This is a genomic window from Phocaeicola coprophilus DSM 18228 = JCM 13818, from assembly GCF_000157915.1.
Classification (GTDB): Bacteria; Bacteroidota; Bacteroidia; order Bacteroidales; family Bacteroidaceae; genus Phocaeicola; species Phocaeicola coprophilus.
On sequence record NZ_EQ973643.1, the window covers coordinates 712,353 to 732,995 of the forward strand.

Genomic DNA, 20,643 nt, shown 5'->3' on the forward strand with positions numbered 1-20,643 from the left:
AAAAAGTTCCACCAGCACGATACAAAAGTTTTCTCCAGACGAAACCGGATAATCCTCTCTTCGGATGTACCAGATGAAACCTTTACTGACGCTGATCAGTCAGCCAGAGTCAGCGCTACAATACAGTCCGTATCCGGTTTCAGATCTGCTGTATGAAGCACCACTCCGCCATCAATACGCTCTGCCTTGACTTTCTCTCCACCATCAAAAAGTACAGCTTTCTTCACACGTTCCTTCAGAGGCAGCGTAATGAATGACGGCATTTTGTCGGCAAGGATATGTACATACAGCATATTTCCCTTCCGGGTAGTCGTACCCCATTCCGATGATTCTACACCACCACGGGTGGTACCATAAATCGTCTCACCGTATTTATTCATCCATTCTCCCATTCCTTTCAGACGATCAAGCGCCAAAGCCGGAAGTTCTCCATTCGGCTGAGGGCCGATATTCATCAGCAGATTGGCTCCTTTTCCTGCAGCACGAACCAGCAGACGAACCAAAGTAGGTACAGATTTATAGTTTTGGTCCTTCACCCGGTAGCCCCACATTCCGTTCATGGTTTCACAAGTTTCCAGCGGAAGCTGACCGATTTTTGACGTTCCGGAAAAACCGGCTTTGTTCTCACCGGGCAGATCACGTTCGAACATCTGGAAATCTTCGCCTTCGATAGGAGCCCGGTGATGGTTGTTACCAATCATACAAGCAGGCTGCAGTTTATGAATCAAGGCATACTGTTCTCCCAGTCTCCAGTCAAAATTCTTGTCGACTTCCCAATGATCCCATACTCCGTCAAACCAGATAGCTCCGACAGGTCCATAGTTGGTGAGCAGCTCTGTCAGCTGGTTGTTCATAAACTGGTAATAGGTATTCCAGTCTCCATGTTTGGTACGTCCGGTATTATGTCCGGTATATCCGTAAGGATAATAATCCTCACGCGTCCAGTCAAGGTGAGAATAATACAGATGCAGTTTGATTCCCTGTTTCTGACATTCCTCGGCAAGTTCCTTGATGATATCCCGCTTGAAAGGAGTTGCATCTATAATGTCATAATCCGAATAGCGGGTATCAAACATGGAGAATCCGTCATGATGACGGGTTGTGATGCAAATATACTTGGCTCCTGAAGCCTTAATGGCTGCCACCCATTCCTTTGCATTGAAGCGGGACGGATAAAAGCCGGAAGCAGCCTTCGCATACTCATGGCAGTCAATGCCCGAAGTTTCCATATACCATTCCCCCTGTCCGAACATACTGTAAATTCCCCAATGCAGGAAAATACCAAACTTGCTGTCGCTAAATTCCTGACGTGCCTGCAAATTCTCCGGTGTAGGCTGATAGCCGGTCTGTCCCTGTTGGGCAAACAAGGAAGAAACCCCGAGGAAAGTTCCCAACAGAACTCCCTGCCAACGATTACCTTTGTGTCTTTTCATGTTTCTACAATTTTAATTACTATATTAATTATGCAATAATTTTCTATTTATGTTTCCCCCGACTTCTTCTGCAGAATCATTCTTCTGTCATTTCCTTTTTCCGCTGCTGATAAAGCTGCCAGGAATTGACCACATTATGCCATACGCTATAAAAACCGGCTGCCACAGCTGTAACAGGAGTAAAGAAAGTATATCCCATCCAAATGGCAAGAACCGTATTTTTCTGTCCCAAAGCCTGCCCGGCACTGACAGCATCATTATAATGGCGTCCGATCTTGCGCCCCAGCCAGAACTGCAGGGCACAGCATACCAATGAAACAACAGCCAGTCCGAACTGGTATTCCCAGGAGACTTCACTATGGACAATACTTTTCACCGTCACGGCAATGGCCAGTGTCAAAGCGACAGCCCACAGGTAAAAAGAGAGCCCGGAAATATCTCCCAAGCGTTTGTGAAGTCCCGGAGAAAGATAGCGCAACAGGATAGCTGCGATAAAGGGTCCCAGCAACAAAGGAAACACTTTCCCCAGAATCAGCGCAAAAGAAGCTCCGAATCCCAATCCGGGATGCGGATGGATAGACGGAACAACCAGTGGCACCAGAAAGGCAACCAGCAGGTTGATCAGAATCGTATAGGAGGTCAGATGAGCTGCATCACCTTTCAGTTTCCGGGTAACAACCGCAGCAGCCGTCGCCGTCGGGCAAATCAGACAAAGCATTCCTCCTTCCACCAGCACATGAGCCGGAATATCCGGAAAGAGCCAGATCAGCAAAGCCAGCAACAGGAAAGCTCCTCCCTGAATCAGCAAGAGCCAGAGATGCCACCGGCACGGACGCAGTTCCGAAACGTTCACTTTACAGAAAGTCAGGAACAGCATCAAAAAAATCAGAACCGGCTGAACAATGGCCACAGCATGTTCCACATAGGGCTTCGTCGGCTCCAGAAATGGGATATTTACATACACAAAATAAAGGACAATACCCATCAGCATAGCGATAGGTAATGTCCAGTTCTTCATGAAACGTATAATTTTCATTTCTTTCTCGTATCAGGACTCAAACAGTTTGCAACGTGACAGCATACAAGCACCGACCACTCCTGCCTTGTCCTGTAATTTGGATAAAACAATTGCAGAATCCCTGCTTACCAGATTCAGAGAATATTTACGGACCGCGCTTTTTACCGGCTGAAGTACATAATCGCCCGTCAGGGCCAACGTACCGCCGATAACAACCAGTTCCGGATTCATCAGGTTAATCAGACCGGCCAGATAACGTCCCAGTTTACGTCCGATTTCCTCAACCAGTTCAATGCACAGTACATCTTCCTTATTGGTTGCCGCTATGATCTCATCCAACATCAGGGGTGTTTTGCCTGACAAAATCCTTTCTGACAGGATTGAAGACTGGCCGGCACGCACACGTTCACACAACACACGGTGTAAAGCTTCTCCGGAAACTTCTGTCTGCAAACAGCCTTTCTTTCCGCAACGGCAGATTATTTCATTATCAAAGACATTAAAATGTCCGAACTCTCCCGAGAATCCGGAACGTCCCGAATAAATCTTTCCGTCGATGACAAAAGCAGATCCAAGTCCCCAGCTCAGGTTGATGTAGACAATGTTCTTCTCACCTTTTACAACTCCTTTCATCAACTCACCATATGCCATAGCACGGGTATCGTTGTCAATGCTGACCGGATAATTCAGTTTTTCGCTCAAGATATCAGCCAACGGGCGTTCTTCAAAATTAAAGGTACTGAAACTATAGCCTTCTTCCGGATTGACACGTCCGGAAATATTAACACCAATCTGAAGAATCTTGGTCTTGTCAACAGGTGTCTGATCAATGAAGTTCCGGATATGACGGCAAAGTTCTTCCAGCCCTTCCGGAGTATTCTCCAGATGGCACTCTATCTCCATTTGCAGATCAATCATATCTCCCGTGAAATTCATCAAACCGATATTTATACAATACGATTTGATATCCACTCCCACCAGATATCCGGAATCAGGATTCAGACCATACAAATTAGGCGGTCTTCCTTCTGTACTCTCCTGCTTTCCGTAACTGACCAGATAACCGGCATCACACATTTCGGTTATGAACTTCGTAACCGTAGGAATGCTTAAATCTATTTCTTTCGCCAAGTCAGGAATCGTGGAAGAGTGATTATGCATATAATAGGTGATAATCCGTTTCTGGGTCATTACATTTTTTGAACCACTATCAAGTTCGCTAATCAACTGGTGCACCATAATTATTCAGGCAAAAAGGTTTCTTATATTTCTTAACAACCGAATCTTATCAACTCAGAGTTTGGCATTTTTCTTTTGAAGCGCTAAAATAACTATTTTATGCATCTTATCCAACAAAGTGAGACATTATTATTCCATAAATGAGCAAAAGCCATTATTTACGTCAGAATCAGAGCCAGATTCAAATTATTTTTTTAACTTCGGAGCAACTTAAAACCAACTTCACATGAGAATCATCCAATTATGGCTGACACTGTTCAGCATATTCCTGCTTCCCTTCACAGGTTCAGCACAAGAAAAAAACACCTGTTTATCCGGCCATCTGCCCGACTATCCCCTGCCCAAAGGTGTCTCTGCCCCCTTCGCCGGATTCATCGGAGACTGGCTTGTCGTAGCAGGAGGATGTAATTTCCCGGACATACCAGCCTCAGAAGGAGGGAAAAAAGTTTATTACAGCCAGGGATATGCACTGGACACACATGCAGCTTCTCCCCAATGGCTTCCCCTCCCCGACCTTCCATACCCCGTTGCCTATGGCGCATCCGTAGAAACTCCTCAAGGTCTGGTCTGCATCGGTGGCATGAATGCAGACTCCTGCCTGACACAAGTATACAGACTTACCTGGAATGAGGCAGAAGGATTCTCTGTTCAGCAGCTCCCCGCTTTACCGGAAACCATAGACAATGCTTCTGCAACCCGGGCAGGAAATAACATATATGTTACCGGAGGAAATCAGCAATATGGACAAAACAACCTGTACACTTTAAACCCGGAAACAGATTCCGTCTGGACCAAACTTACTCCCTATCCCGGTCCGTACCGGGTACAGCCGGTTCTTGCAGCCGGTAAAAATCATCTGTTTTTAGCCGGAGGATTCCAGTCTTTTCCGGAATCCAAAACCTGTACTCTTTCCTCCGACCTGCTGGAATATGACATCCATTCCGGACAATGGAAACAAAGTATTCAACTTCCTTCTGAAAAAGACGGACAACCCAGATGCCTGGTTGGAGGTGCAGGTGTCAGCCTGAACAATCAAATTATTTTTACCGGAGGAGTAAACTACAAAATATTCCAGCACGCTTTAGAGGGCAAAGCCGGAAAAGACTATCTGCAACATAGTCCCGAATGGTATCGTTTCAATGATGATTTGCTATTGTTTGATTTCCAGAAGGGAACCTGGAAAATCCTGTACGACATTCCCGGAATGGCCAGAGCCGGAGGAATACTGCTCCATCATAATCATACATTATATATGATATGTGGCGAACTGAAGCCTGGTATCCGGAGTGCACAGATCACGACATATCCGTTAAATAAATAACGACAGAAATAAATGTTAAAAGATTTGTGTTATTAAAAACATCATCTTATATTTGCCGATATAAATAAATAATTTTATTAAATACAACGCCATGGAAAAGATTATTGGACTAATTGACGCCCCTTTCACTCCTTTTTATGAGAATGGAGAAGTAAATTATGAACCTATTGAAGCCTATGCCAAAATGTTGGCCAAAAATGGCTTGAAAGGTGTATTTATCAACGGTTCCTCTGGAGAAGGCTACATGCTGACAGAAGAAGAGCGTATGAAACTGGCCGAACGCTGGATAGAAGTTGCTCCTGAAGGCTTTAAAGTAATCGTGCATGTAGGAAGCTGCTGCGTCAAAGCCAGCAAAATGCTTGCTGAACACGCCCAGAAGATCGGAGCCTGGGGTATCGGTGCAATGGCTCCTCCTTTCCCGAAAATCGGTCGCATTGAAGAATTGGTAAAATATTGCGAGGAAATCGCAGCCGGAGCTCCGGAACTTCCATTCTACTATTATCACATACCGGCATTCAACGGAGCATTCCTTCCGATGACGGCCCTGCTGGAAGCTGTAGACGGACGTATCCCGAACTTTGCCGGAATCAAATATACCTATGAAAGCATCTATGAATACAACCAGTGCCGCCTCTACAAGAACGGTAAGTATGACATGCTGCACGGACAGGATGAAACGATTCTTCCGTCACTGGCCATGGGTGGTGCACAAGGCGGTATCGGTGGAACAACCAACTACAACGGAATAAATCTGGTAGGAATTATTGATGCATGGAAAGCAGGTGACATCGAAAAAGCACGTGAACTGCAAAACTTCTCTCAGGAAGTTATCAACGTTATCTGCCATTATCGCGGCAACATTGTAGGTGGAAAGCGTATCATGAAACTGATCGGACTTGACCTGGGCAAAAACCGCACTCCGTTCCAGAACATGACAGACGAAGAAGAACAGCGTATGAAAGCTGAACTGGAAGCAATTCATTTCTTTGACCGTTGCAACAAATTCTAAGCACCATGAACTTAAATACTTATTTCAGCTACTGGGCAGAATTATATAAGGAAGACATGATGAACAACATCATGCCTTTCTGGATGAAATATGGTCTTGACACCCAGAATGGAGGTATCTATACCTGTGTAGGACGCGACGGCCAGTTACTGGATACCACCAAATCCGTATGGTTCCAGGGACGTTTTGCTTTTACCTGCTGCTTTGCCTACAACAACATAGAACCCTGTCAGCAATGGCTTGATGCAGCCAAATCTACTTTGGATTTCATTGAAGCCCATTGCTTTGACACCGACGGCCGGATGTTTTTCGAAGTAACAGCAGAAGGTACCCCTCTGCGTAAAAGAAGATATGTCTTCAGCGAAAGTTTCGCAGCCATTGCCATGGCTGAATATGCACTGGCAACAGGTGATCAGGCCTATGCACAGAAGGCCTTGTCTGTTTTCAAGGATATGCGCCGTTTCCTGAACACACCGGGAATTCTGGAGCCCAAATACCTGCCCAGCGTACAGGCTCAGGGACATTCCATCACCATGATTATGATTAATGTGGCCAGCCGTATCAAGAAGGTAATCAGTGATCCGGAACTGGATCTGCAAATAGACGAATCTCTGAATGCACTGAAGAAATACTTCATGCACCCGGAATTCAAAGCTTTGCTGGAAACAGTCGGTCCGAATGGTGAATTTATTGATACGATCAACGGACGTACCATCAACCCCGGTCACTGCATCGAAACAGCCTGGTTCCTGTTTGATGTAGCAGCCGACCGCAATGGAGACCGTGAACTGACCGACATGGCCCTGACCATTCTCAACTGGTCATGGGAATGGGGATGGGACAAAGAATATGGAGGTATCATCAACTTCAGAGACTGCAAGAATCTTCCTCCCCAGGACTATTCACAAGACATGAAGTTCTGGTGGCCACAGACCGAAGCCATCATTGCAACCCTTTATGCATACAAACTGACCAAAGATCCGAAATATCTGGAGATGCACAGACAAATCAGTGAATGGACGTATGCTCATTTCCCCGATCATGAATTCGGTGAATGGTATGGTTATCTCCACCGCGACGGTTCAGTGGCTCAGCCTGCCAAAGGTAACCTGTTTAAAGGACCTTTCCACATTCCCCGCATGATGACTAAAGGATATATGTTATGTAAAGAACTGCTTGCCGGTGAATAATCGGCAGGCAGATTTCCGTTAACTTGGTTATTTGAATATATATGAAGAACTCTAAAATATATCCGTGGGTAGTTGTTGCCCTTCTCTGGGGAGTAGCCCTGCTGAACTATATGGACCGCCAGATGCTGAGCACCATGAAGGATGCCATGCAAATGGACATCACAGAACTTCAGTCAGCCACCAATTTCGGCAGACTGATGGCTGTATTTTTGTGGATCTACGGTTTTATGAGTCCGGTCGCCGGTATGATTGCCGACCGCCTCAACCGGAAATGGTTAATTGTCGGAAGTCTGTTCGTGTGGTCAGCTGTAACTTACTTAATGGGTATAGCCGATACATTCCAGCAAATATTCTGGCTCAGAGCCCTGATGGGAGTAAGTGAAGCTCTTTATATCCCGGCAGGCCTTTCTCTGATTGCCGATTACCATTCCGGCTCATCCCGTTCACTTGCCGTAGGTATTCACATGACCGGTCTTTATACAGGACAGGCCATCGGTGGTTTCGGTGCAACGGTTGCTGCAGCATTTTCCTGGCACACCACCTTCCATTGGTTTGGTATCATCGGTATTGCATATGCTGTCGTCCTGATGCTTTTCCTGCATGACAAGAAAACAGAAAAGGTAAAAACCGAACGCCCCAGTCCGGGAACGAATCAAAGCAGTCTGGGCAAAGGATTACGGGTATTATTCACTAACACTGCTTTCTGGGTCATCTTATTCTATTTTGCAGCATCCAGCCTTCCCGGATGGGCTACCAAGAACTGGCTGCCGACTCTGTTTGCTGAAAATCTGAACTTACCGATGTCTGAAGCCGGACCGATTTCTACAATTACCATTGCCGTATCTTCATTTATCGGTGTCCTGCTCGGAGGAACCCTTTCAGACCGGTGGGTACAAAAGAATCTGCGCGGTCGTGTCTATACCGGAGCCATCGGACTGGGAATGACTATTCCGTCATTGCTCCTGCTAGGATGCGGTCATCACATAGTAGCTGTCGTCGGAGCCGGACTTTTGTTCGGTATCGGTTTCGGAATCTTTGATGCAAACAATATGCCGATCCTCTGCCAGTTTGTCTCCGCCAAACAACGGGCAACCGCTTATGGAGTGATGAACATGATCGGAGTATTTGCCGGAGCCTTCATTACAGACTTGCTGGGCCAGTGGAGCGACGGAGGAGATCTGGGACTGGGATTCTCCATGCTTGCGATCGTAGTGGCTGCTGCCTTATGTGCACAACTTTACTTCCTGCGCCCCAAAACCGACAATGTTGAATAATTAATTGTTATAGTTCTATGATTATCTCAAATTTACAGAATAGTTCAAGAGTGGAGTCCTTGCACCCACTCTTCAAAAAACTCTTTGATTATGTAAAGACGCACGACCTGCTGCATACAGAATGCGGACGCATCGAACTGGACGGTGACAACCTGTTCATCAACAATTCAAATCCTACTTGCGTTACTGCCGACCAGCAGGTTCTTGAAGTACACCGTGACTACATTGATGTACATATTCTTCTGGAAGGACAGGAAACCGTCGGATGGAAAGCTCTGGAAGATCTGACCCAAGAGACCAAAGTCTATGAAAAGGAAGGTGACTGCGCACTATATGCTGACCGTCCGACAACTTATGTAACCTTGCAGCCGGGACAATTTCTGATCGTTTATCCGGAAGATCCGCATGCACCGATCATCGGCGAAGGAAAGATCCGCAAACTGATCGGTAAAGTAAAAGTTAATTTCACTCTTTAAAGTATAGACACATGAAAAAGTTTTTATCACTGACTGCAGGTCTTCTTTCGGTCATGGCCGTACAAGCAGCCGACACCTTGTTTATTAAGGCGCCACAAGTGCCTATCCTGATAGAGCGCAATGACAATGTTCTCTTCTACATGCGTATGGATGCCAAGGAAACCAAAACCCTGGACGAAGTAACAGTCACCTTTGGCAAGGATGTTCCTCTTTCTCAGATCAAGTCCGTCAAGTTGTATTACGGTGGAACGGACGCCTCACAAGATCGGGGCAAGAAACGCTTCGCCCCCGTGGAATACATTTCCAGCAATACTCCGGGCAAGACGCTGGCAGCCAATCCATCTTACTCCGTACGCAAATCGGAAGTACAGCCAAAGAATGACCGCACTATCGTATTGAAAGGAGAACAGAAACTCTTCCCCGGCTACAACTTCTTCTGGGTAAGTCTGGAAATGCAGCCCTCTGCATCACTTCAGACCAAAGTCACTGCCGACATCACCTCGGTAAAGGCTGACGGCAAAGAAAATCCCACCAAACTGGTTTCAGACAAGAACATCGAACGAAGAATGGGTATCGGTGTACGTCATGCCGGCGACGACGGCTCTGCCGCATTCCGTATTCCCGGACTGGTTACGACCAACAAAGGAACCCTTCTTGGCGTATACGACGTACGTTACAACAGCAGCGTAGACTTACAGGAACACATTGATATCGGTCTGAGCCGAAGCACTGACGGCGGAAAGACTTGGGAAAAAATGCGTCTTCCCCTTGCATTCGGCGAATACGACGGCCTGCCTGCCGCACAAAACGGTGTGGGAGACCCCTCTATCCTGGTAGATACCAAAACCAATACCGTATGGATCGTTGCTGCATGGACGCACGGTATGGGTAATCAGCGTGCCTGGTGGAGTTCTCACCCCGGCATGGACCTGAACCATACAGCCCAGCTGGTCATGGCCAAGAGTACAGACGACGGAAAGACATGGTCAGCTCCGATCAATGTCACCGAACAGGTAAAGCTTCCTGAATGGTATTTCCTGTTGCAAGGACCGGGACGAGGCATTACTACAAGTGACGGAACACTGGTTTTTCCGATCCAGTTCATCGACAAGACACGCATTCCCAATGCAGGAATCATGTACAGCAAGGACCGTGGAGAAACCTGGAAAATTCATAACTATGCGCGTACCAACACCACCGAAGCACAGGTGGCAGAAGTTGAGCCGGGAGTGCTGATGCTGAACATGCGTGACAACCGGGGTGGAAGTCGGGCTGTCTATACAACAACAGACTTCGGACAGACCTGGAAAGAACATGAATCCTCACGTACAGCCCTGATCGAACCGGTCTGCATGGCCAGCCTCATCAGTGTCAAGGCCAAGGACAATGTACTCGGAAAAGATCTGCTGATCTTCTCTAACCCGAACAGCACAAGCGCCCGTAAGGATATGACCATCAAGATCAGTATGGACGGAGGAAAAACCTGGTCAGCCGATCATCAGCTTTTACTGGATGAAGACTACAACTGGGGATATTCCTGTCTGACCATGATAGACAAGGAAACAATCGGTATCCTTTATGAAAGCAGTGTCGCACATATGACTTTCCAAAGCATCAAGCTGAAAGATATCGTGAAATAACATACCTGCAATATATTGCATAGAAAACACACTGATTTAATGTCAGATGACAAAGGATGGGCTTCTACCGGATGAAACCCATCCTTCTTTTTTTGCCACAGGAACTGTCTCCGGCTCCATAGCCCCAGCCTGCAGATGCCATATATTTCCTGAGCCCAGCCAACCAATACATTTACAGGTCCTTTTGCAAACAAAGTTTGCAGAATTTGAAAAAATTTGCAAACTTTGCAAGAGAGCTTCATTCTCTAGACTAAAACATGAAAAACCTCTTAAAAACATAACAACAAAATGAAATCAAAACACTTACTCATGGCTCTCCTTTCAGGAGGACTCACCTTCGGCAGCTGTACTTCGACACCTCACGTACCGGAAGGTAAATATCTGATAGCAGGCATGCTAAAAAATGTACCCGACAGCACTGTTATCAGTCTATATAAAAGCGATGGGAAACTGCTCAAACAGATACAGACAGACACTGTCATCAATGGGAAATTCTCTTTTCAGGATACGGTCAGTAGCCCTTCTCCCCAACAGTTGATATTATTATCCGACAATGAAGGATTTCCCGGCGTATGGCTATACGTATGGGTACAGTCCGGCAAATATATTCAAATCACAGGCGAAGACCGTCTTTTACCCTTGTGGAAGGTAAGCAGTGAAATCGAAGAGCAACAGGCGACCAATGATTTTATGGCTTTATGTCCTTCGGAAAGAAAGCGCTCCATGCAGTGGCATGCCCAGGAATCCGATCTGTTCCGTGCTGCAAAAGGAAAGAATATCGACTGGAAGAAAATAGATTCTCTGCGTACATTGTATGACCCGTTGGACAGTCTCATCTATGTAGCCGAACTGAATTATATGAAAGATGCTCCGATTACAGCTACATGGCTGAACAACTACCAGTCGTACAGTTCTTTCCTGCAATACAACCCCGAATTCGGCCACAAAGAACTGATCCGTTCCCTCTATGCCCGAATGTCTGAAGCAGACAAAGCAACTGAAGCCGGACAAATTATTACCGGATATATGAATTTGCCGGAAACAGTCAACGTTGGTGATGAAATGGCAGACGGTGATCTGTATGATCTGGACGGCAATGTACGTCACCTTTCGGAATTCAAGGGAAAGTACATTCTGCTTGATTTCTGGAGCCAGGGTTGCGGTCCCTGCCTGCAGTCACTTCCGGAATTGGAAGAAGTCACCGAACAGTACAAGAACCAGATGGTAGTTGTCAGCATCAGTCAGGATTCTGAAAAGTCATGGAAGGAATTCATTGCCAAGAAACAGCTGAAAGGCAACCAGTGGAACGAACTGCTTAAAGGGAATACCGGTCTCGGAGCCGCTTATCAGGTAACAGGAATACCGCATTATGTCATGATCTCACCGGACGGAAAAGTAAAACAGATCTGGAGCGGATATGGCAAAGGCTCCCTGAAAGCAAAGATGAAAGAACTGATCCAATAACGGAAACAACTCACATAGCTATATAAAAAGGAACCGCAGTGATTACTGTCCGACTGATATTGTCTCCCGTAATCCCTGCGGTTCTTGTTTCTAATCTATATGTTATCTTCCTACCCTAGTATTTACATAGCTGTAAGCTCCAGCACATGGCTTTGTGTAGCAGCAAATCCAAAGACTTCAATACCTACCTTCATCAGATAATCACCGGTGTAAGTCTGTCCGTTTGATTTCAGTGCAGAATCAACACCCGGCATCAGGTTGATTTCTTCCACTTTATATGTCTTGTTCGGATCAAGTCCCTGCAACTTCACATTAATCAGTTTTTCCTGGAAGCGGGGATATACATCGTATGCAAACAATACAGCCTTCTTCTGATCTTTGCTGACATAATTGACAGCCATATGATTTGTTTCGTAAGGAGAAACCAGACGGTACTGGTCACCATCCATAATAGCTGGCTGCAAACGTTTCCAGTTGGCAACAGCATCCTGGCAATATGCCAGTTCATCAGCGGTCATATCTTTCAAGCCTATATCAAATCCCAGTTTGCACATGGAAGCAACATCTGTACGGAACTTCACGGAAGTATTCTTGTTCCAGCTTGTCACGTGTGCACACATGGCTTTTGCCGGGAAGAACTGTGAGAATCCCCACTGAATATATACTCGTTCCACCGGATCGGTATTGTCACTGCACCAGAATTCCGTGAAGTACTTCAGAGCTTCATAATCGCAGCGGGCACCACCACCGGAGCAAAGCATCATCGGCACGTTCGGATAGTTTTCTTTCACACGTTTCATCACATTGTAGACGCCACGCACATGATCAATGTACAACTGGCCTTGTTTATCCTTCAGGTAAGGAGAATAGATGTTCGTGATCGGGCTGTTGCAATCCCATTTGAAGAAAGCAATTTCCGGATTTTCTTTCATCAGATTTTCTACAACACCATATACGTAATCCTGTACGGCGGGGTTGCTTAAGTCAAGCACCAGCTGGTTACGGTAATAGTAAGTCTTTCTGTTTGCATCATGGATAGCCCAGTCAGGATGTTTCTCGAACAACTCACTCTTGGGATTCACCATTTCAGGTTCAATCCAGATACCGAACTTCACTCCGGCTTCCTTCGCAGCTTTCACAAGAGCAGGTACACCACCCGGCAGTTTGCTGTGAGTTACTTCCCAGTCGCCCAGACCAGCATGGTCATCTTTACGGGGATATTTGTTTCCAAACCATCCGTCATCCAGCAAGAACATATCTACACCCAGGTGTTTGGCTTCCTTCATCAGGTTGGCCAGAATTTCCTGATTGAAATCAAAACCGGTGTTTTCCCAGTTATTCAGCAGAGTCAGACGAGTACCCTTACCATCCTTCAGGCTGTAATTACGGGCCCATTCATGCAAATTGCGGCTTCCTTGTGAACTACCCTGATTGCTCAGTGTGAAGATAAATTCAGGAGTTGTAAACACTTCATCCTTTTTCAGTTCATAATTGGAAGCATATGGATTAATAGCCGGAATGACACGCAGGCTACCTGCATTATCCACTTCAAACGTAAAGCGGAAGTTACCGGTCCATCCCAGTGTTCCCATCAGGACATCTCCCTGATTTTCGCTGACGGACTGATCCAGTCCCACTTCGAAGAAAGGATGTGTGTGCATGGCTGCGCGGCTGCCCAATTTAGTATCGATCACTTTCTTTCCGAACTGCAGCTGCTGGCTGCTCATTCTTGCTTCCTTAGCCCAGTCACTGCTGAATTCAGTCAGGTAATAAGACGAACGGCAGAAGTAAAGCATGGTAGAAGCATAGGTAGACAGAATGATCGGTTTCTTTTCCTGATGCTTGATTTCACTCCAGGTCTTGATGACATTTTCTTTCGGATAAGCCACATAATGCAGGGTTACATCCACCGGATATTTGTCATCCCGCAAATTAATGGTAGTCTGTGTTCCGCCTTCAACCGGAGAAGTAGAGGAAGACACATAGTATAAATAAGTAGAAGTGTTTCCATCATTGTGGGTGATAGCTACAGCCGGTTCAAAATAATCTTCATTACCGGAACCACTGTATACTTCCCATCCGCGCTGACTGATACTTCCGTCTGAACCGGCATGTATATCCCAGGAAAAACGATTCACATCAGCTTCATGTAATAGTTTTTCACCTAAATAAGTCTGATAAAGACGACCGTTCTCACCTACTTTCAGAATCAGATCGGTCTGATCCGTTGAGATACGAATCACTTTACTCTCCTCTGCATTCATTTGAAGAGCAGCAAGTGTCAATGCACCTGCAAAAAGAATTTTTTTCATGGTTGATATCAATTAATGGTTATATTCTGTAATACTTCTATTTCCCCTCATTCATCAAAACTTGAGACTTGCAGAAAATTCAACGGTAAACGGACGAAGGTAACTACCGCTCATGTAACATCCTGCATATTGTGAAGCCTCATCTTTGGTAATCAGTTCCGAGCCACTGATTGTTCCTTTGGCACCTTTCTGATTCAGGAAGTTCACAACAGTCACACCCAGATCCAGATGTTTGTTGACAGCCCAGTTCACACCACCAAAGGTTTCCCAGCGGCCATTGAAATAAAGAGCTTCCTGCAGATTGGCATAAGTCTTGCCAAAATAACGAAAACTTAACCACAAACGCAAATCCTTTGTAATATTATAGCTGGGATCCAACTCTATTAATGTTTGAGGGATTTCCTTTACAATCATATTATTTGCATTCACTCCCATCTGCGTACCATCATTAAAGGTTACGCTGGCACTATAGTTTTTATACACCGGTTTCTGGTAAGTGAACAGAGCATGCAGATGGAATCCTTTAAACGGATCGATTTCAGCAGAAGTCGTCCAACCCAGAGTCTGGATATCATAGATCAGCAACACAGTCTTTCCTTCACTGGTACCCGGTTTAGTCAGGTTCTGCTGGTCAATATTGTTCGTCTTGGCAATGTAAGTCACCATGGAAGTAAGATCCAGCCAGTCATTCTTATAGAACAGTCCGCCACGTACCAAAGGAATAGTTACACGTTTGTATTGTTCTTCAGTAGGACCTGTACCGGCATATTCATTGATCCTCGGATAGCGTGTTGCTACGGTTCCGTCGGCTGTCAGACCGAATTGTTTGGTCACATTGTAGGTTACACGGGCTGTTGCCGCATAATTCAGTTTGTCTTTAGTCACTTTAGCCGGTGTGATTACTTCTCCGTCGGGAGCCGTATCGCCAATATAGAAACCAGAATAGCGAGAATGAGCAATCTGATCGGCAGACATACGGTAGTATTCCAGACGGGCACCATAATAAATATTCAGTTTCGGAGAAACCTGCCAGTCGTCTGTCAGATAAAGAGCCAGTTTGTTTTCGTAGCCCTTGGTGTATTCCGGACTCAGTTCATTAAAGCCACGGAAGCGGCTTCCGTCGGGAGCAGTAAGGATTTCAGGATATTCCTGCACTGAGCCTGTCCACTGGAAAGAAGAAGAATGATAATCCAGATGATAGTACCATTCATTCAATCCCAGACGCATCTGATGGTTTCCAAAACGCTGGGCCAGTTCCGAAGTTACCAGGAAGTTTTTCACTTTACCGAAGTGAAGCCAGGTACGACGTCCTTCCACCAGTCCTGCATAAGGCGTACCGTCAGACAAAGTATATCCGTCGCTTTCTGTCAGCTCACTGATGGTACTTCCACCAAAATCTACATAATTGGCTTCCGGTGCTGTCATATATTTCATATCCAGATTCCATTTCAGACCACTGTCGAATGTATAGTCTGTCAGGAACGTTACCTCATGAGAACGGTTGTCTTCCAGATCACGAAGATTGGCTTTCTTCATCTTGCCGTCCATGATATCCAGATACTCTATTTCGCCACTGGTAGGACCATATGAAGCCAGTCCCGGTTCAAAGCCCGGAATCTCCTTGATGGAACCATCACCTACATATATAAAAGGAGCTGCATTCAGTTCGTTACCGGAATTACGGCTATAAGCATACTTGTACATCAAGCTTGCCTTACCCTTCCGGTTGTTGAAAAGACGAGTCAGCCCGGCACGGTAGATTTGCATACGATCGGCATATTCATCAAACTTCACATCGAAAGTTCCCGGATCAAAAGTCTGATAAACACTTCCTGAATACAACCAGTTGTTACCGATTCCGCCGGAAACATTCAGATCAAACTGCTGAAGTCCGAAATGATTAGTCTTATAATTTAAGATTCCCTTGAATTCTTTTTGTCCAAGTTTGCTGGACGAGTCTACAGAATAAGCGATATTTCCCGTACGGATAGCTGATTCAGAAGGAGTCATCAGTCCGACTTCTCCCAGACTTGCATCACTGCGCCAATGATATTGCAGTTTATGAACAGCCGAAGAATAAACAGCCGGCAGTCCGTTTTCATAAACATTCACATCTTCACTTGGCAAACCAATCTGAATTTCTCGTGGTTTAGTGGCATCCGAAGCATTCAGCATCACGTTACGTTCACTGCCCTTCGCCTTTTTCACTTCCAATGAATCGTTGGAGATAACTTTCTTGTCTGCCTGTCTGGCATCCCGCTGTGCTGATGCATTTGCTGAAACCGACAGAAAAACCGCACACATTGCAAAAGGTAAAAAATTCTTTTTCATGAGGTTTAATTTAAGGATTCATATTCATCTATTCTCATTTTCCATCGTAAGTACTTCTGTTCCTCAATGGCGATAGCAAATGTAGATGATTTTATTTCATTCAGTTTTCAGGAGTAGAAGCCAGGTAGATGGAATACAGATATGCCGATCATATAAATAGCTGATAATTAACACTCATCAAAAAGAAATACTTGATATCAAAGTAGACCGAAGAACAGAGCCGGAAGAGTCTGATTCAGCAAGAATGCTTTTTTTATTTCCTCGATATAGAAAATTAAGACAAAATCACTAAATTTGTCTGAATGGTAATTTCTAGCCCCGACAAGAATATGAAACGGTACATTTATCTCCTTATTATATTGAGCCTGTTCAGTAGAAACTTCCTGCATGCCGGAACATCTGATTTTCCTCAATTATACAAGCAACTGGAACAGGTACTTGCACTGCGACAGGCCACTGCCCTGCACAAAGAAGCACGTATTGACAGTCTCCAGCAAACAATTCGTCCGGGCATGTCTGCTTCAACCCTTTACCAACTTTACGGCCAGATCTTTGAGGAATATTATGTTTACCGCTCTGACTCTGCTCTTTTCTATGTCGATCAGGCCGAGAAAATGGCAATCCGCCTCAATGATCTTCAAAAACAACAGCAGTGTATCATCAACCGTTCTCTGCTGCTTGCAACTACAGGCTACTTCTCACAAGCCCTTGAGCAGCTCAATGAAATCAATCGCGCACAGGTCGATTCAACCATGTTGCTGAGTTATTATACAGCCTACGAATGGGTATACAGTGTATGGAGCGAATATTCCAATGACGATGTCTATGCGCCTCAGTTCCGCAAGAAAGAAGTGCTTTATAACGATTCCATGTTACAAGTACTTCCCCGGGAAAGCAACGAATATTATTACTGGAAAGGAGAACTGAAAGCACGGACCGGCAATCAGCTTGAAGCCCAGCAGGCTTACGAAAAGGCTTTGCAGGGACTGGCAGTCAACACCCGTCTCTATGCGTGTGTCACTTGTGGTCTGGCCTTTGCCCACAAAAAGCAGGGTAATTTCCGGGAATATGAAAAATATCTGATTCTCTCGTCGATTTCCGACAACACCTGCCCGTTGAAAGAAAATCTGTCTATGCAGGAGTTGGCTATGTTTCTGTACGAAACTTCAGATCAGGAACTGGAAAAGGCCAACCGCTACCTGAATTACTCCATGGAAGATGCCATGTTCTACAACAACCGGCTGCGCATGCTTGAGATTGCCCGGAAGTTTCCTTCCATCGTCAGCTCCTACCAGCAGAAAAGCAATGACAAGAGTGAACGTCTGACACGTGCCATCTGCTTCATCAGCCTGCTGAGTCTCCTGCTTGCCGTTTCCATCTTCTATATCTACCGTCAGATGCAACAGCTCGGAAAGCAACGGAAAGCAGTGACCCACATGAACAACCAGCTGACTGAACTCAACAATGAACTGCTACGCACCAATCATATCCGTGAAGAATACGTAAGCCTGTTTCTTGATCTCTGTGCCGCTTACATCGACAAGCTAAACCGATATCAGGATCTCGTCAAGCGTAAAGTAAAAGCCAAGCAGACAGAAGATCTTGCCAAGCTGGCCAACAACAAGATGTCTGAAAATGATGCCAAACATTTCTTCGTAAATTTTGACACTACTTTCCTGACACTTTACCCGAACTTCATCAAGGAATTCAATGCCCTGCTCCGTGAAGGAGAAGAAATCATTCCGCAAAAAGGAGAAATTCTCAATACGGAACTGCGTATCTTTGCCCTTGTCCGATTGGGAATCAAGGACAGTTCACGTATCGCTACCTTATTATTCTATTCACCACAGACAATCTATAATTACCGGACTGCAGTAAGAAACCGTGCACGCGACCGGGAATCATTCGAAGAAAAGGTAAAGCAGCTTTGTCCCACCATTGATGAAAGCAAATAAGGAAAATCTCCCAGAAAAAGCCCGAAACGTTTTTTTAAAAGCCCGAAGTCTTTTCTTTCATTCGCCGAAACGTTTTTAAAAAAGCTGGAGACGTTTTTTCAAGAACAGTAAAAAAGAAAGGCCACTGAAAATCAGCGACCTTCGAACATCTTTGTGGAGCTGGAGGGAGTCGAACCCTCGTCCAAACAAGGAAGCCATATGCTTTCTACATGCTTATCTCTGCCTTCGGTTTTCGTGCATAAGCAAGACCAGAGCCACCCACTTATGCCTTAGTTCCTAAAATTTCATTCCGGCCGCGGAACAAGACCGAAACTATTCCCGATTTTACTGCACCGCTATACCAAACGCTTCGGAACAAGAGCTTTTGAGCGATGTCTCGTTTCCATCACTGTGACGGAAATAAAGCTAATCTACTGTACTTCGATTAAGCAGCGAGAGCATAATTTTCGTTGCCAGATAATTGTTCAGTAACTGAGATTATAGTGCAAATCACTGACGCACTGCATGCTTACATACCACATCTCTCGCTGTCAAAACCAAACAACCCCAGTTGTGATAATCATTGCAAAAGTAATGATTTCCCCGAACTTCGAAAAACTTTTCCTAGCTTTTCTTTCCGTTTTAATCTTCTTTTACAGAAAAATCAGGTTCCACACTCTTTCCTTTCTGACATTTCATCCGTATTATTCCCCTCCGGCCCTGCCGTTCCGAAACAACAGAAACGCCCGATTGCCATATCCTCTTTGCAAAAGCGACATCCGGTCTATTAAAATAGTGAAATTTTTCAGTAATTAAAGCCAAAGACCGTTTATTCCGCCGCATTTAGCTTCCAAAAGATTAGTATATACCACAGAACTTTCCTATCTTTGTAGCGCAAGATTAAAACAGGATATACTCTTTTATAACATAACTTAAATAATAAGAATTATGGAATTTGTAACAAACGAAAAACTTACCATTGTTGGTGCTGCCGGTATGATCGGTTCTAACATGGCTCAGACTGCTATCATGATGGGCTTAACTCCTAACATCTGTTTGTACGACCCGTACGCTCCAGGTCTGGAAGGTGTTGCTGAAGAATTGTTCCACTGCGGTTTCGAAGGTGTTAACATCACTTTCACTTCAGATATCAAAGAAGCGCTGACTGGTGCTAAATATATCGTAAACTCAGGTGGTGCAGCTCGTAAAGCTGGTATGACTCGTGAAGACTTGCTGAAAGGTAACGCTGCTATCGCAGAAGAATTCGGTAAGAACGTTAAACAGTACTGCCCGGATGTAAAACACATCGTTGTTATCTTCAACCCGGCTGACATCACTGGTTTGATCACTCTGTTGTACTCTGGTTTGAAACCGGGTCAGGTTACTACTCTGGCTGCTCTTGACTCTACTCGTCTGCGCAGCGAACTGGCTAAACACTTCGGCGTATCTATGGACGCTGTTGAAAACTGCCGTACTTACGGTGGCCACGGCGAACAGATGGCTGTATTTGCATCAACTGCAAAAGTTAACGGCAAACCGTTGACTGACATCATCGGTACTGACGCTCTGACTAAAGAACAGTGGGCTGAAATCCAGCAGAAAGTTACTAAAGGTGGTGCAAACATCATCAACCTGCGCGGTCGTTCTTCATTCCAGAGCCCGTCATACGTTTCTATCGAAATGATCGGTGCTGCTATGGGTGGTAAAGCATTCCGTTGGCCGGCTGGTACTTACGTTTCTAACGACAAGTACGATCACATCATGATGGCTTGGGAAACTTCTATCACAGCTGATGGCTGCCACTGCGCTGAACTGAACGGTACAGCAGAAGAACAGGCTGCTTTGGACAAGAGCTACGAACACTTGTGTGCTCTGCGTGACGAAGTAATCGCTATGGGCGTTCTTCCTCCGGTAGCTGAATGGAACAAGCTGAATCCGAACATTAAGTAATCGAAACTTAATCACCTCTATAAAAAGGGCTGAAGGGAACATTTCCTTTCAA

At 45.3% G+C, this 20,643-nt stretch carries 14 protein-coding genes and 1 other RNA gene; 9 read left to right on the forward strand and 6 right to left on the reverse strand.

The window, feature by feature from the left end:
• Nucleotides 1–95: 95 nt before the first annotated feature.
• The 3 genes from BACCOPRO_RS10980 to BACCOPRO_RS10990 all read right to left on the reverse strand — a co-directional run bounded on the left by BACCOPRO_RS10980 (nucleotide 96) and on the right by BACCOPRO_RS10990 (nucleotide 3,690).
• Nucleotides 96–1,433: an alpha-L-fucosidase gene (locus BACCOPRO_RS10980; RefSeq protein WP_008143623.1), complete on the reverse strand. Its 1,338-nt coding sequence runs from the start codon at nucleotides 1,431–1,433 to the stop codon at nucleotides 96–98.
• A 76-nt stretch (nucleotides 1,434–1,509) separates the two neighbouring features.
• Nucleotides 1,510–2,469, reverse strand: a complete 960-nt coding sequence (locus BACCOPRO_RS10985) for a bile acid:sodium symporter family protein (RefSeq protein ID WP_008143624.1) — start codon at nucleotides 2,467–2,469, stop codon at nucleotides 1,510–1,512.
• A 12-nt stretch (nucleotides 2,470–2,481) separates the two neighbouring features.
• Nucleotides 2,482–3,690, reverse strand: a complete 1,209-nt coding sequence (locus BACCOPRO_RS10990; protein ID WP_008143625.1) for an ROK family transcriptional regulator — start codon at nucleotides 3,688–3,690, stop codon at nucleotides 2,482–2,484.
• Nucleotides 3,691–3,916: 226 nt separating this feature from the next.
• On the opposite strand from BACCOPRO_RS10990, the gene BACCOPRO_RS10995 reads away from it, so the two are divergent.
• The 7 genes from BACCOPRO_RS10995 to BACCOPRO_RS11030 all read left to right on the forward strand — a co-directional run bounded on the left by BACCOPRO_RS10995 (nucleotide 3,917) and on the right by BACCOPRO_RS11030 (nucleotide 12,064).
• Nucleotides 3,917–5,011: a cyclically-permuted mutarotase family protein gene (locus BACCOPRO_RS10995; RefSeq protein WP_008143626.1), complete on the forward strand. Its 1,095-nt coding sequence runs from the start codon at nucleotides 3,917–3,919 to the stop codon at nucleotides 5,009–5,011.
• 91 nt (nucleotides 5,012–5,102) lie between these two features.
• On the forward strand, nucleotides 5,103–6,020 hold the full coding sequence (locus BACCOPRO_RS11000) for a dihydrodipicolinate synthase family protein (protein WP_008143628.1): 918 nt from the start codon (nucleotides 5,103–5,105) through the stop codon (nucleotides 6,018–6,020).
• Between the two features lie 5 nt (nucleotides 6,021–6,025).
• The gene (locus BACCOPRO_RS11005) at nucleotides 6,026–7,210 is read left to right on the forward strand and encodes an AGE family epimerase/isomerase (protein WP_008143629.1); all 1,185 of its coding nucleotides are present in this window, start codon (nucleotides 6,026–6,028) and stop codon (nucleotides 7,208–7,210) included.
• 41 nt (nucleotides 7,211–7,251) lie between these two features.
• A complete protein-coding gene (locus tag BACCOPRO_RS11010) occupies nucleotides 7,252–8,484 on the forward strand; it encodes an MFS transporter (RefSeq protein ID WP_008143630.1) in 1,233 nt (410 codons plus the stop codon).
• A gap of 17 nt (nucleotides 8,485–8,501) precedes the next feature.
• Nucleotides 8,502–8,960, forward strand: coding sequence for a NanQ anomerase/TabA/YiaL family protein (locus tag BACCOPRO_RS11015; RefSeq protein ID WP_008143631.1), 459 nt, complete (start codon nucleotides 8,502–8,504; stop codon nucleotides 8,958–8,960).
• Between the two features lie 11 nt (nucleotides 8,961–8,971).
• The gene (locus BACCOPRO_RS11020; protein ID WP_008143632.1) at nucleotides 8,972–10,600 is read left to right on the forward strand and encodes a sialidase family protein; all 1,629 of its coding nucleotides are present in this window, start codon (nucleotides 8,972–8,974) and stop codon (nucleotides 10,598–10,600) included.
• Nucleotides 10,601–10,888: 288 nt separating this feature from the next.
• On the forward strand, nucleotides 10,889–12,064 hold the full coding sequence (locus tag BACCOPRO_RS11030) for a TlpA disulfide reductase family protein (protein WP_008143633.1): 1,176 nt from the start codon (nucleotides 10,889–10,891) through the stop codon (nucleotides 12,062–12,064).
• A 122-nt stretch (nucleotides 12,065–12,186) separates the two neighbouring features.
• Here the strand turns inward: BACCOPRO_RS11030 and BACCOPRO_RS11035 are convergent, their stop codons facing one another.
• Together BACCOPRO_RS11035 and BACCOPRO_RS11040 are read right to left on the reverse strand one after the other, a co-directional pair.
• On the reverse strand, nucleotides 12,187–14,376 hold the full coding sequence (locus tag BACCOPRO_RS11035; RefSeq protein WP_008143634.1) for an alpha-galactosidase: 2,190 nt from the start codon (nucleotides 14,374–14,376) through the stop codon (nucleotides 12,187–12,189).
• A 54-nt stretch (nucleotides 14,377–14,430) separates the two neighbouring features.
• Entirely contained in the window at nucleotides 14,431–16,707 is a 2,277-nt protein-coding gene (locus tag BACCOPRO_RS11040; RefSeq protein ID WP_008143635.1) for a TonB-dependent receptor, read from the reverse strand.
• A gap of 329 nt (nucleotides 16,708–17,036) precedes the next feature.
• Here BACCOPRO_RS11040 and susR point away from each other — a divergent pair, with 329 nt between their 5' ends.
• Nucleotides 17,037–18,662 carry a SusR family glycan utilization regulator gene (gene susR / locus BACCOPRO_RS11045; protein WP_040311441.1) on the forward strand — a complete coding sequence of 542 codons (1,626 nt, stop codon included), beginning with the start codon at nucleotides 17,037–17,039 and terminating at the stop codon, nucleotides 18,660–18,662.
• Nucleotides 18,663–18,813: 151 nt separating this feature from the next.
• Here susR and ssrA read toward each other — a convergent pair.
• Nucleotides 18,814–19,210, reverse strand: a transfer-messenger RNA (tmRNA) gene (ssrA, locus tag BACCOPRO_RS17555).
• Nucleotides 19,211–19,589: 379 nt separating this feature from the next.
• Here ssrA and BACCOPRO_RS11050 point away from each other — a divergent pair.
• A complete protein-coding gene (locus BACCOPRO_RS11050; RefSeq protein WP_008143641.1) occupies nucleotides 19,590–20,591 on the forward strand; it encodes a malate dehydrogenase in 1,002 nt (333 codons plus the stop codon).
• Nucleotides 20,592–20,643: the final 52 nt, after the last annotated feature.

Excerpts from the sequence above, each read along its gene's own strand:
- BACCOPRO_RS10980 (WP_008143623.1), bottom strand. The coding sequence starts at position 1,433 with ATGAAAAGACACAAAGGTAATCGTTGGCAGGGAGTTCTGTTGGGAACT.
- BACCOPRO_RS10985 (WP_008143624.1), bottom strand. The coding sequence starts at position 2,469 with ATGAAAATTATACGTTTCATGAAGAACTGGACATTACCTATCGCTATG.
- BACCOPRO_RS10990 (WP_008143625.1), bottom strand. The coding sequence starts at position 3,690 with ATGGTGCACCAGTTGATTAGCGAACTTGATAGTGGTTCAAAAAATGTA.
- BACCOPRO_RS10995 (WP_008143626.1), top strand. The coding sequence starts at position 3,917 with ATGAGAATCATCCAATTATGGCTGACACTGTTCAGCATATTCCTGCTT.
- BACCOPRO_RS11000 (WP_008143628.1), top strand. The coding sequence starts at position 5,103 with ATGGAAAAGATTATTGGACTAATTGACGCCCCTTTCACTCCTTTTTAT.
- BACCOPRO_RS11005 (WP_008143629.1), top strand. The coding sequence starts at position 6,026 with ATGAACTTAAATACTTATTTCAGCTACTGGGCAGAATTATATAAGGAA.
- BACCOPRO_RS11010 (WP_008143630.1), top strand. The coding sequence starts at position 7,252 with ATGAAGAACTCTAAAATATATCCGTGGGTAGTTGTTGCCCTTCTCTGG.
- BACCOPRO_RS11015 (WP_008143631.1), top strand. The coding sequence starts at position 8,502 with ATGATTATCTCAAATTTACAGAATAGTTCAAGAGTGGAGTCCTTGCAC.
- BACCOPRO_RS11020 (WP_008143632.1), top strand. The coding sequence starts at position 8,972 with ATGAAAAAGTTTTTATCACTGACTGCAGGTCTTCTTTCGGTCATGGCC.
- BACCOPRO_RS11030 (WP_008143633.1), top strand. The coding sequence starts at position 10,889 with ATGAAATCAAAACACTTACTCATGGCTCTCCTTTCAGGAGGACTCACC.
- BACCOPRO_RS11035 (WP_008143634.1), bottom strand. The coding sequence starts at position 14,376 with ATGAAAAAAATTCTTTTTGCAGGTGCATTGACACTTGCTGCTCTTCAA.
- BACCOPRO_RS11040 (WP_008143635.1), bottom strand. The coding sequence starts at position 16,707 with ATGAAAAAGAATTTTTTACCTTTTGCAATGTGTGCGGTTTTTCTGTCG.
- susR (WP_040311441.1), top strand. The coding sequence starts at position 17,037 with ATGAAACGGTACATTTATCTCCTTATTATATTGAGCCTGTTCAGTAGA.
- BACCOPRO_RS11050 (WP_008143641.1), top strand. The coding sequence starts at position 19,590 with ATGGAATTTGTAACAAACGAAAAACTTACCATTGTTGGTGCTGCCGGT.